The organism is Bacillus sp. Root131 (assembly GCF_001429475.1).
Classification (GTDB): domain Bacteria; phylum Bacillota; class Bacilli; order Bacillales; family Bacillaceae_G; genus Bacillus_A; species Bacillus_A thuringiensis_S.
Window position 1 is genome coordinate 2,284,533 of the sequence record NZ_LMJQ01000001.1, and the last position, 12,840, is coordinate 2,297,372.

The following is a 12,840-nucleotide window of genomic DNA, read 5'->3' on the forward strand; positions in this document are numbered from 1 at the left end:
TAAATCTAATTTAAATAAATAGGAGGAAAAATTAATAAATGGTAGTAAATTTATTATAATACAAAATGAATAAACCATGTAATTTCAATTGGTATAGCATGAAATAAAGTTGTTATGTTAACGTATACATATCGTCCTTTAAATTATAAATCTTTCATAAAGCGGAGAGTGGGTATCAAGAATGGAATTACGTCATTTAGAGTATTTTATTCAAGTTTGTAATAATAATAGTTTCACTAAAGCTGCGGAAGTTCTAGGTATTTCACAGCCGACTTTAAGTCAACAAATCCGTGTTTTAGAAGGGGAACTTGATACACCCTTGTTTCATCGAGTTGGAAGAGGTATCAAAATGACAGAAGCGGGTAAGCTGCTATTTGATAAAGGAAAATTTATCATGCAACAATTTGATGACGTGTATAATGAAATTTTTGAATTAAAGGGTGTAAAAAGAGGTGTGATTACTATAGGAGGTTTATTAGAGGATCTCACTTATTTAACACCTTATATTATGAAGTTTCAACAACATTATCCCAACATTGTAGTAAAGATTATAGAATCCGAAGTTGCTGTAAATCAAATCGTTGACAAAAATATTGATTTCGGGATTACACGTAGTGCTCAAATTCCAGACATATTAACAAGCACCCTTTTGTATAGTGAAGAGCTCGTCCTTGTAATTCCAAAAAATCATCCTTTGAATGAAAAATCATTTGTTTCTTTTCGAGAATTAGTAGGGCTGAGTAGAATAATGGTTTCATGTAGTTGTCGTGAATCTATTAAGATATATTGTGAGAGTTTAGGGTTATCTTTATCTGAAGCAAATATAGAAACAAAATCTTCTATTTCTCTATTGAGCCTTGTATACAATGGACATGGGGTTGCCATAATACCTCTTTCACTGGTTAACTTTGTTAATAATGATACTTTGAGCATAGTTCGTATTACTGATCCAACACCAAGCCAAGATATTAATCTTATTCACTTTGATGATAAATTTTTAAGTTTTGCAGCACGTATCTTTATGCAGAAGTTAAATGATTCGCAAAAAGTATCAGTGTAATAGAAATAATAATGATTCTAGTGTAACAATTGAAAAATTAAGATCTATATTAAAGTCAAAGGGCAGTGGATTTATATGTGTGGTGTAGTCGATCAAGAGGGGGATACCATTGACTTTTAATTAAGGAAAAAAGGACAGACTTTGCAAGGAGAGAAGGCTATCAAAAACAAGTTAAGTTAATCAATCAATTCTTCGGTCTTATCGCATAGTAACACATTCCATGTAGGGATATACAATGCTATTTCGAATCTACATACCCTTATTGCAGAAAGAAAACCACCGGCATTATACCGGTGGTTTTGACTTAGAAAGCAAAGCAAGTACAACCGATACCCCATGTAGTTCCATCTTTTCCTATTACGGTATGAGTGTGTTGATGGAGAGGGTTACTGCAACTATGTAACTTGTTATCATGGGAATCGTGGGAAAGTATAGTGTTGGCTAGGTTAGCACCACCATAACCATAAACGCCCGTCGGTGACCAATCAGGTGATGCTGGCGGCAATTCAGGTGATAAATTTTTAAATTCATCATTTCCATAAACAACCTGCCCACCCATAATGGTGAGTAATGATTCAAGGTTTTTGATTTCTTCTTCTGGCACAGTAAAGTAGTCAGCAGACAATACAGCAAGATCAGCAAACTGACCTACTGCCAGGGTTCCCTTTTTACCTTCATCATCAGAGAACCACGCACTTCCTTTTGAATATAATTCCAGGGCTACTTTTCTATCAAGTTTATTTTTTTCATCGTATATGGAAAGCCCACCAATGGTTTTTCCGGCAACCATCCAGTAAAGGGCAACCCAAGGGTTATAGCTGGAAACCCTAGTTGCATCACTACCGGCGCCAACAGGTATACCAAGGTCTAACATACGATAAATCGGAGGAGTACGCTTTGCAGCTTCCTTTCCGTATAAATCAACAAAGTATTCACCTTGAAAAGCCATGCGGTCTTGGATGGCAATACCGCCATTTAAAGCCTTAACACGTTCCATACTACGATCTGAGATTGTTTCTGCATGGTCAAACCACCATCGTAGACCATTAAAAGGAATTTCACTGTTAACTTCCTCAAATACATTTAAGAAACGTGTGATTGACTCATCATAAGTTGCATGTAAACGGAAGGGCCAACGGTTTTCCACCAATAGAGAAATTACTTTCTTTAAGTCAGCTTCCATCATCGTAGCTAGTTCAGGCCGTGGCATTTGAAATTTTTCAAAATCGGCTGCTGAGAATACTAACATCTCTCCGGCACCATTCATTTTATACTTATCACTTCCTTGACCTGGAGAAACAATTTTTGCCCATGAAGCAAAGTCTTCATATTCATGATTTGGATTTTGCGTAAATAGATTATAAGCAATACGCAAAGTTAATTGTTCCTTCTCGGCTAAATGTTCAACAACTTTGTAATCATCCGGATAATTTTGGAATCCACCACCTGCGTCAATAGCACTTGTAATACCTAATCTATTTAATTCGCGCATAAAATGGCGAGTTGAGTTAATCTGGTCGTCAAAATTAAGTACTGGTGCTTTACCCAAACTTGAATAAAGAATAGAAGCGTTAGGATTCGCAATTAAAAGGCCTGTTGGATTACCTCGTTTATCCCGCTCAATTAAGCAGCCTGGAGGGTCTGGTGTATCTTTCGTATATCCCAGTGCATGCAGCCCTGCACGATTTACAAGTGCTCTATCGTAAAGATGTAGCACAAAGACAGGAGTGTGTTCAGAAACGGCATTAATTTCTTCCAAAGTTGGCAACCGTCTCTCTTTAAATTGAAATTCAGACCAACCTCCAACTACTCTTACCCACTGAGGAGCAGGTGTACGCCTTGCCTGTTCTTTGAGCATTTCTAGAGCAATAAAAAGTGATGGCACGCCTTCCCAACGTAATTCCATATTATAATGTAGACCACCACGAATAACGTGTATATGAGAGTCATTCAGGCCTGGAATAGCTCTCTTTCTTTTAAGGTCTATTTTCTTTGTTTTTTCCGTGGCACTATTAAGAAGCTCATCTCCACCTACTGCAGTGACTAAACCATCAGTTATGGCGATAGCAGATACCTCAGGTTGAGAAGGGTCAAGGGTAGTAATTTTTCCGTTATATAAGATCATATCCGGTAAAGTCATGTTCACACCTCGTCTACTTTCTATTATTTTGTAACCATGGATGAAATAATTTACCGAAAATCGGCATGACTACCCATGATAGCAAGGACACTATACATACAGAAACAAAAAAAGCTGACATAATAGGATTCATATGTTTTATAATAGGTCCTATCAATTTAGGAACTAACATGCTAAGAGGCCATACACCCAAAAGGGTAACGATAGACATTTTCCATTTTGGCGGTGGAACTGGCGTTTTCGGAGTAACAAACCAATAAGCCAAACTGCTTTCAGTTTTGTAAGTTGGATTAGTGGCTTGAAATTGCTCGGCCGTTTTTAACAAATCCCGGCGAACATCTGATTCTTGCCAAGCACGTAGATGCTCATACGTATCAAAGCGAAAAATAACAGTATACTCTCTGGATTCGTTACTTGGGACTATTAGATTTACACCTAAATGTCCTGGGAATTTAGTAGCCGCAGCCTCAATTTCATGTCTCCATGTTTCAAACTGTTTTTCTTTACCCTGTTGAATTTCCCATGTAACAATCGTTGTTACTGGATTAGCAGCATCCATTGTGTTCTCTGTATGAGTCTCTTCGACAGCTACTCCTTCTAGTTTCATATTTTTCTGCTTGGAAGCGCGCCGTGAACCATAGTATATGCGTATTCTACACCTTGACCATAAGCGCCAGTGTGTTCTTTTACAATCTCCATTACAGCATCATAAGTGTCTTTGTGTGCCCAATCACGTTGGTATTCAAGTAAAACTTGAATTGCTGTCACTGGAATTGCACCAGCTTGTTCTACACGACGCATAGCAGCGTTATGTGCTGTCAAACTAGTACCACCTGAAGCATCATCAACTGCATACACCTCATAGCCAGCTTTAATTGCTTCAAGCACAGGGAATGCAAGGCAAACTTCAGTCCAAAGTGCTGCAAATATTAATTTCTTTCTACCTGTTGCTTTAACTGCTTCAACAAATTTTGGATCTTCCCAAGAATTCATTGAACTGCGTTCTATAATTTCATGGTTTGGGAATATGTCAAGAATTTGCGGCCAAAAATAACCAGAAAAGCTGCGTGTTTCAACTGTAGTAAGAATAGTAGGTACGTTAAAAGTTTTTGCTGATTTAGCAAGCAGCATAACGTTATTAATCAATGTTTGTCTATCAATACTTGCAACTCCAAAAGTCATTTGAGGCTGAAAATCAATCAAAATTAAGGCACTGTTCTCCGGATTTAACAATTCTAAATTACTCATAATAAAACGCTCCTTTTTTAATTGTTTAAAATCAATATTATTGAAAATAATGTTTTTTCTGTTAATTAAAAAGAGAGTGCTGATTTAATCAGCACTAAATGTATACTATCCATTTTTTAAAAAGTGATTTAAAGCTATTTCCTTGAAATACATTTATGCATTTTGTTTACTAAGATCTCGCTGTGCGCCCATATAGCTTCCAATTATATTTTGATAGCCTGGAAGATTGCTAGCAAGCAAATTGCCAAAACCTTCGACATCGTTGCGCCAATCGCGTTGTAATTCGCAAGCTACGCTAAACCAGTTCATAAGTTGCACACCACTATGTGCCATACGAGTATTTGCAGCATCTGCAACTTGTTTATTGAAAGTACCTGAAGCATCAGTAACAGCAAATACTTCATATCCAGCTTTTATAGCGGAAAGTGCAGGGAAAGCAACACAAACGTCCGTAACTACGCCGGCGATGATAATTTGCTTTTTTCCAGTTTCTTCGATTGCTTTTACAAAATCATCATTATCCCATGCGTTAATTTGTCCAGGTCGAGCTATTTTTGGTGCATGAGGAAAGAGATCAACCAATTCTTGCATTAAAGGTCCGTTAGGTCCGTTTTCAAAACTTGTTGTTAAAATAACTGGTAAATCAAAAAACTTAGCAGTATGAGCAAGAGCTAAAACATTGTTCTTGAATTCATCAACACCATAGTCACGTACTAGTCCGGACATAAGACCAGTTTGATGATCTACTAAAAGCACGACAGCATCATCTTTGTTAATACGAGAATAGAGATCAGTCATTATGTATTCCTCCTAAAAATTAAGTAATCGAAGAAAGTTTAAATAGTCGAATACTATCATAAGTTTCTTCGTTTATAACTAAGCTGACCAATAATATTGGTTATAGCAGCATTCACAGAACATGAAGTGCTATACAAACTTATAGTATTTGAAAACTGATTCATTAATCAATTCTAAATTATCTATAATTTGTATAGGTCGTAACTATAGTTGTTTTCACTATAAAATAGATTGGTTTTACCTATACATCCTATAGATAGAACAATATTGATAGTCACCTATTTTTGTTATTACAATTGAATATGAGTAATGTTCAGTAATTATTTTATGATGAAAAAGGTATTAGAGGGGGGATTGTTCCAAACGGAGAAAAAATGCATTGGAACAATAGAGTTTCATACTTAGAGTTCACAACATAAACGTGCATGAATAGCTTATGAGATTCATCCGAATTATTGAAGAAAAGGATACATATTAAAGGAGGTAGGAGAATGGCAAAAATTACTGTAGGAACCGAAAATCAAGCACCAATTGAGATATATTATGAGGATCATGGTATAGGAAAACCAGTTGTACTCATTCATGGTTGGCCGTTAAGTGGTCGATCTTGGGAATATCAAGTTCCCGCTCTTGTTGAGGCTGGATACAGAGTTATAACATATGATCGTCGAGGCTTTGGAAAATCATCTCAGCCGTGGGAAGGGTATGAATATGATACCTTTACTTCTGATTTACATCAACTATTAGAACATTTAGAGCTTCAAAATGTCACACTTGTTGGTTTTTCTATGGGGGAGGCGAAGTAGCCCGGTATATTGGGAAATATGGAACCCATAGAATAGAGAAGGCTGTATTTGCCGGAGCTGTACCACCATTCCTTTACAAGTCAGCAGATCATCCTGAGGGTGTATTAGATGATGTAGCAATTCAAGGATTTGAAAATGGAGTGAAAAGTGATCGCATAGCATTCCTTGATGAGTTTACGAAAGGTTTTTTTGCTGCTGGAGATCGAACTGACTTAGTTAGTGAACCATTTCGACTTTACAATAGGGATATCGCTGCGGGTGCATCACCTAAAGGAACATTAGATTGTATCGCTGCTTTCAGCAAAACAGACTTCAGAAGCGATTTAGCCAAGATTAATATACCTACCCTTGTCATTCATGGTGATTCAGATGCAACTGTACCATATGAATATAGTGGGAAATTAACACATGAAGCAATTCCTAATTCTAAAGTAGCATTAATAAAGGGTGGTCCACATGGGCTCAATGCAACGCATGCTAAAGAATTTAATGAAGCACTCCTATCATTTTTAAAGGACTGATTACAACTATATAATTGTTAATTGAGACATTATAAATAAGTTAAAACAAAGCTTTATAAAAGATGCTCTTGGATAAATCCAGGAGCATCTTTTTAAATATTGATATTGAGATGTTAGGTTAATAAATCGCCATTAGTTTTGGATTGAATATTCTTCTTAACAGCTAAAATGTATTGATTAGAGTTTTTTAGATTTCTTAGAAGTATTGTTATATTACTATCAAGATAATATTTCTTCCTCAAAACAAAGAAATATACATTTTTTTGAGGAAAAAATATCTTGTCAGAAAACAATAAAATCTTATTAATTTTTATAATTGGTAGAATTTTTATGGAAATAATTCTCTTAATATATTAAAATAACATCGTATTATGTCAGATTTTAATTAGGGGAGAGAAATTTTATGTTGAAAAAAATCATTCCAGTTGCTTTAGCATTAAGTACAGTTACTTTTACTAGTGTATTTGCTGCGCCTTCAATCCAAGCGAGTACAGAACCAAACCGCTACATAGATGTGCAAATGCTCGGTATTAACGATTTTCATGGGCAACTAGACACTGTAAAAAAAATTAACAATAAAGATGCAGGGGGAATTGAGTACTTAGGGGCTTATTTACGTGATCGTGAAAAACAAAATCCGAATACATTAAAGGTACATGCTGGCGATGTTGTTGGAGCAAGTACTCCTGTTTCAGCATTATTACAAGACGAACCTACGATTGAATTTCTAAATGATTTGAAATTCGATGTTGGAACTATAGGAAATCATGAATTTGATGAAGGTGTTGCGGAAATGAACCGCCTTATTTATGGTGGATATCATGAGAAAACAGGGAATTTTAAAGGAGCAAAATTCCCATATGTTGCTGCAAATTTCTATAATAAATCCACCGGTCGTTTATTTTTACCACCATTCACTATAAAAAAGGTACAAGGAGTTCCTGTTGGATTTATCGGAGTTGTAACAACGGATGTTCCTAACCTTGTTATGCCTACTATGCTAAAGAATGTGGAAATTACAGATGAAGTTGAAGCTATTAACAAATCCGTAAAGCAATTAAAAAAACTAGGCGTTAAATCTATCGTTGTTCTTGCACATAACGGAGGTACAACAGATGGGAACGGCGTAACGAATGGTGATATCGTCCGATTAGCAAATGAGACTGATCCAGAAGTCGATGTTATTTTTGGTGGGCATAGCCACACGTATGTAAATGGAACTGTTAATAATAAACTTGTCGTACAAGCAAATTCTTATGGTATGGCTTTTGCTGATGTTGATGTAAAGATTGACCGTAAGACACAAGATATTGTTGAGAAAAAAGCAGAAATTGTTACAACTTACCATGAAGGCATGGAGCCTGATAAAAAAATAAAGAAGAAGATGGAGAAATATCAAGCAAAAATCGCACCTCTTGTTAATGAAGTTGTAGGTAAGTCTATTGCTCCACTAGATCGCAAACTCAATACGGCTGGTGAATCTACTCTTGGAAATTTAGTTGCTGATGCCCAGCGTACAACAATGCAATCCCAAATTGCACTTATGAATCCTGGTGGTATTCGTAATGACTTAGATGCTGGTGATATTACATGGGGCGAGATATATGGTATTCAACCATTCGGAAATCAATTAATAAAAGTAAATTTAACAGGCCAAGACATTCGTGATATTTTAAATCAACAATGGCAAAAAGACATAACAAGAATGCTTCAAATTTCAGGGATCCAATATACTTGGGATGCGAACAAGCCTAATGGAGAAAAAGTAACAAGTATTCGCTTAACAAATGGAGAAGAAATTATTCCTTCGAAAACTTACAGCGTCGTTGCGAACGCATTTTTAGCTTCAGGTGGAGATGGATTTGTATCTTTTAAAAACGGTAAAGATGCTGAAAGAGGACCAACTGATTTTGAAGCATTAGTAGATTATATAAAAAAATCAAAAGAACCAATTCAGTCTATTATTGATGGAAGAATTCAAAAAATAAATTAGGTTTTTATTAATCTCAAAAAAAAATAGATTACCTATACTTTTTATTGTACAGGTAATCTATTTTTTGTGGGTTTGAAATAAAGTCTTACTGTGGCCAATTAATAGTGACGGTGAATTTGGCCCCTATGGAACATTAAAATTGGATGATCCAAACAGTTATAACTACATTTTTGGACAGGTCAAAAAAGATCAATTTTTTATTGATTTACGTAAGGCGAACGGCGTGACAAAAACTTGGTTACACGAACAACATCCAATTTTCGCTGGAATAACTACCGAAGGGCCTGATATACCAAAAACTGTTGATATATCATTAGGTAAAGCGTTTGATATACTTGTTCAAATTCAAAAAGTGAGTCCATCTCAAGTACATCAATAAATTTAGAATAATATGCCTTAATGACAAATTTCATAGTGTTTCATATAACACAATGAAATTTGTTTTATATAGCAAGAAGAATAATCGCATTAGAAAAAATTAGCAGTTTAACCTGTTAAGAGTAAAACGAATCTTCAATATGTAAAGCGCAAAAACACTGAAGCGAAAAGCATCGGTGTTTTTTGCGCTTTCGGGCACAGATGCTACTTCAACCCTAGTGTACAAGTGATTTTGTATGTAAGGAATTTGTAAGGAATAGGTAAGAAAAAAGAGATTTTCATTGTGTAGGATAAAAATATAAGGAGTCGTGAAGGGGGGATAAGTACGGCCTATATATAACAATCAGTAACAAGAGTGTTTTGTGAAAATAATGAGTACAATGATTGCAAATGCATTGTTGCCTTTTCATCATTGGGAGAATGGATAGCTGTGTGGTTCGTATATGACACTGCTATCAACTATCTATACAATTTTAATAGAAGAGAGGAATTCTTTATGAAAACACGCAGTAAAATTACATGTGCAAGTCTAGCACTTTTAATAGCTGGAAGTTCCCTGTTATACATAACACCAACATCAATTGTAAAAGCAGAACCTACGCAAAATGTATCTAGTTCGTTACAAACAAGTACGAAAAGCGATCGTACTTCCGTTAAGAAAGCAATGCGAGATGAACTGCAACTTGGATACCCGGGAATACTCGCTCAAATTTCTAAGGGGGGTAAAACTTGGAGTTATAGTGCTGGGATAGCGGATTTGAGAACTAAGAAACCAATGAAAGCAGATTTTCGCTTTCGCATTGGCAGTGTGACGAAAACGTTCATTGCAACAGTTCTACTTCAATTATCTGGAGAGAACCGTTTGAATCTAGACGACTCAATTGAAAAATGGTTACCTGGTGTGATTCAAGGAAACGGATATGATGGTAACCAGATTACTATCCGGCAAATATTGAATCATACAAGTGGTATTGCTGACTATATAAATTCAAAAGACTTTGATATTACGGATATAAAAAAATCGTATACGGCTGAAGAATTTGTAAAGATGGGGATTTCACTTCCCCCAGACTTTGCCCCAGGAAAGGGTTGGTCTTATTCAAACACAGGATACGTATTACTGGGGATCCTTATTGAAAAAGTAACTGGCAACAGTTATGCCGAAGAGGTTGAAAATCGGATTATTGAACCGCTTGATTTGTCAAATACATTCCTACCTGGCAATTCAAGCGTGATTCCAGGGACTAAGCATGCCCGTGGCTATTTGCAACTAGACGGAGCGAGTGAGCTAAAAGACGTTACTTATATTAACCCAGGTAGCTCGGATGGAGATATGATTTCTACTGCTGACGACTTAAGCAAATTCTTCTCTTACTTACTAGGTGGCAAATTACTGAAGGAACAGCAGTTAAAACAAATGCTTACTACAGTTCCTACAAATAGAGAGGGAACCGGATATGGTCTTGGAATCCTTGAAATTAAGCTTCCGAACGGTGTCTCGGTATGGGGACACAGGGGGGCCGTTCCAGGGTTTTCCACTTTTGTTGGTGGAACACTTGGAGGTAAACATATACTCGCTATCAATTCGAACAGTTTAAACATTAATAACCCGGAATTTTTTAAAAACATTTTACTTGCTGAATTTAGCAAGTAGGAAAAACGGATAAATTTTGTCATTTGTAATTTCCATCGGAATGGATTACCGCTTGAAATGAGTATAGAGGGATTAAGTATCTAGAAACAATCAAGCCAATCATGAAGGATGGCTAAGTAAAAGGATTTGTTTATACATTGGCCAATTAAAAGAGCAACACATATAATGAGTGATTATGTATATAGTATTGCATTTGTGTTGGTATCGTCACGGATTGTAAATTTGTATAAGGTGCGAAGTCTAATTTAAGACTTCGCACTTTTGCTGTTTAACAGCTTTTATTACGAAGCTATTAACAATAGAAAAAGGAGAATGTAACTAGTTATGTGGATACTACTGTATGATTGGTGCAACAAATTGTGACTCTAACGCATTTGAAAGGTTTGATAAATTCACCGTTTATCGTCCTGACATTGATATTAAAAAGGCATTTAGTGGTACTGCAAGACATCTTGCTTTTGGATCAAGTATCTATAATTGTGTAGGAGCAGCATTTGCAAAATTAGAAATTGAAATAGATTCAACGATCAAAGATAATATTAGCGGAAAAAAATTGAGGGACATTAAAGATTTTGTGAAGAGGACTTCAAAAATGAAATAACATTGTAATAAGTTATATTTCTATTATTAATTGAAAGTTATTACCCTATAAATTCAGTCATTTATTATATAACTGAGTGCATAAAAAATGAACCGAACTCTATTAAATAACGTAAAAGCTAAAAGGTTTTCGCTTTGGGAACATCTCAAAATATTAAATTGATGGTAACTTTGTTGTAGCTCTTTAAACATACCTATATTAAAACCCAAATTTCTCAATTTAATGCTGAGAAATTTGGGTTTTAATATAGGAATCAATTTTTTAAAAAATTTTTAGAAATTTAAAGATAAAGTATTGTATACATGTAAGTATGATTAAAAATGAAAAGTTGTAAATGCTAAATTTAATTAAATATGCCTTACTCTCTTTAACATTGGCCTGAATGAATAGTTTATAGGAGATTACACTGGCTAAAGATGCGATAATTGTTCCAAGCCCTCCAATATTTACTCCTAGTAATAAAGCTTTCCAATCAGAAGTAAAGTTTGATAGAAGAATTGAAGTAGGAAAATTGCTAATCAATTGACTCAAAAATATGGAACTAAAGAAGACTGAAGTATCTCCTCTTAAATTAGCGCGAGCAAATGTCCCCAGTGCATCGGAATGGGAAATGTTTCCGATAAAAATAAAAAAACAGACAAAGGTTATTAGAAGAAAGTAATCGATCTTAAATAGTAAGTTTCTATCTAACGTAAATGCTGCTATCAGTGTGACTATTAGCGCGATGTAATAATTAATAACACCAAAAATAGATGCAATGATAGTAATAAGTATCAAAATCCAGACGGTAGCTTTTTTTCGATTTTTCACGGTAATAACAGGTAGTTCTATTTTCAAATCTGTTTTTTGAAGTTTTTGAGTAAATATAAATAATAAACTAATTCCAAGTACAGCTAAAAGCAGAATTGAACCTAAAAATGGGATGAGCTTAATTCCATAGTAAGAATATAGGTATAAATTTTGTGGGTTTCCCATAGGCATCAAGCTACTACCGATGTTTGCTGCAATTGTCTGCAGGATGATTGTATCCATCATGTTCATTTGTGTTTTTTTACTAATGAAAAGTGTTATTGGTACAAAAGTGAGGAGAGCAACATCATTTGTTACAAACATGGAGCAAATAAAGCATAACAAAATTAGAATAATAGATATTGACCTGCTGTTATTGCATTTATTTAAAATCGCAACGGCAAGTTTGTCTAATATCTTTAGCTGTTCCAAGGCCTTAATGGCTACCATCAGATTAAATAAGCTAATTAACACTTCAAAGTTAATATATTCGATCTTTGGCGAATGTATTAAGCAGCTTACAATTGCTAGTATCAGTGAAATGGTAAGCACTAAATCCTTTTTTAAAAATTCGAATTTCATAAGGAGTCTTTTTTTATTTTGAACGAATACTATTTCTTTCACAATACACCACCTGTAATCTATGTTAGTAAATATACGTTTTTTGGGATAACTCGATATTGCTAGAAAAGAGGATGTCATAAGGTCCTAAATAAGAGTTTTGTAATGTTTCATCCCTTCAACAAAATCTTTTTTTCTTAGTGTCTTTCATGTTGTAAATATGTGCAATATAGACGAATCCAACTAGGGGGATTAATTGAGAAAACAAATGTTTTTTGTATGATAACATAA

Annotated in this window: 9 protein-coding genes and 2 pseudogenes; 6 read left to right on the top strand and 5 right to left on the bottom strand. The window is 35.0% G+C overall.

All coding sequences use genetic code 11. The features are described from left to right. Window positions 1-181 precede the first annotated feature (181 nt). A complete protein-coding gene (locus tag ASE54_RS11465) occupies window positions 182-1,060 on the top strand; it encodes a LysR family transcriptional regulator (protein ID WP_000423185.1) in 879 nt (292 codons plus the stop codon). 304 nt (window positions 1,061-1,364) lie between these two features. Here ASE54_RS11465 and ASE54_RS11470 read toward each other — a convergent pair whose 3' ends face one another. The 4 genes from ASE54_RS11470 to ycaC form a co-directional block, all read right to left on the bottom strand. Next, window positions 1,365-3,200, bottom strand: coding sequence for an amidohydrolase (locus ASE54_RS11470; RefSeq protein ID WP_000174494.1), 1,836 nt, complete (start codon window positions 3,198-3,200; stop codon window positions 1,365-1,367). A 13-nt stretch (window positions 3,201-3,213) separates the two neighbouring features. Continuing rightward, window positions 3,214-3,807: an antibiotic biosynthesis monooxygenase gene (locus ASE54_RS11475; RefSeq protein ID WP_000763041.1), complete on the bottom strand. Its 594-nt coding sequence runs from the start codon at window positions 3,805-3,807 to the stop codon at window positions 3,214-3,216. Beyond that, a complete protein-coding gene (locus ASE54_RS11480) occupies window positions 3,804-4,448 on the bottom strand; it encodes a hydrolase (RefSeq protein WP_000067162.1) in 645 nt (214 codons plus the stop codon). The genes ASE54_RS11475 and ASE54_RS11480 overlap by 4 nt, the downstream gene beginning before the upstream one ends. A gap of 153 nt (window positions 4,449-4,601) precedes the next feature. Further along, a complete protein-coding gene (gene ycaC / locus ASE54_RS11485) occupies window positions 4,602-5,246 on the bottom strand; it encodes an isochorismate family cysteine hydrolase YcaC (RefSeq protein ID WP_000131212.1) in 645 nt (214 codons plus the stop codon). 491 nt (window positions 5,247-5,737) lie between these two features. On the opposite strand from ycaC, the pseudogene ASE54_RS34060 reads away from it, so the two are divergent. From ASE54_RS34060 to ASE54_RS11515, 5 genes and pseudogenes are all read left to right on the top strand, one after another. Continuing rightward, window positions 5,738-6,573, top strand: a pseudogene (locus ASE54_RS34060) (alpha/beta hydrolase). A 403-nt stretch (window positions 6,574-6,976) separates the two neighbouring features. After that, entirely contained in the window at window positions 6,977-8,566 is a 1,590-nt protein-coding gene (locus ASE54_RS11500; RefSeq protein WP_000913770.1) for a 5'-nucleotidase C-terminal domain-containing protein, read from the top strand. A 100-nt stretch (window positions 8,567-8,666) separates the two neighbouring features. Beyond that, a pseudogene (locus tag ASE54_RS35710) lies at window positions 8,667-8,945 on the top strand (erythromycin esterase family protein); the annotation flags it as partial. A gap of 429 nt (window positions 8,946-9,374) precedes the next feature. Then, the gene (locus ASE54_RS11510; RefSeq protein WP_015945838.1) at window positions 9,375-10,598 is read left to right on the top strand and encodes a serine hydrolase domain-containing protein; all 1,224 of its coding nucleotides are present in this window, start codon (window positions 9,375-9,377) and stop codon (window positions 10,596-10,598) included. Between the two features lie 340 nt (window positions 10,599-10,938). After that, a complete protein-coding gene (locus ASE54_RS11515) occupies window positions 10,939-11,199 on the top strand; it encodes a hypothetical protein (protein ID WP_000578626.1) in 261 nt (86 codons plus the stop codon). Between the two features lie 261 nt (window positions 11,200-11,460). Here ASE54_RS11515 and ASE54_RS11520 read toward each other — a convergent pair whose 3' ends face one another. Beyond that, window positions 11,461-12,612 carry an anion transporter gene (locus tag ASE54_RS11520; protein WP_000659276.1) on the bottom strand — a complete coding sequence of 384 codons (1,152 nt, stop codon included), beginning with the start codon at window positions 12,610-12,612 and terminating at the stop codon, window positions 11,461-11,463. Between the last annotated feature and the right edge of the window lie 228 nt (window positions 12,613-12,840).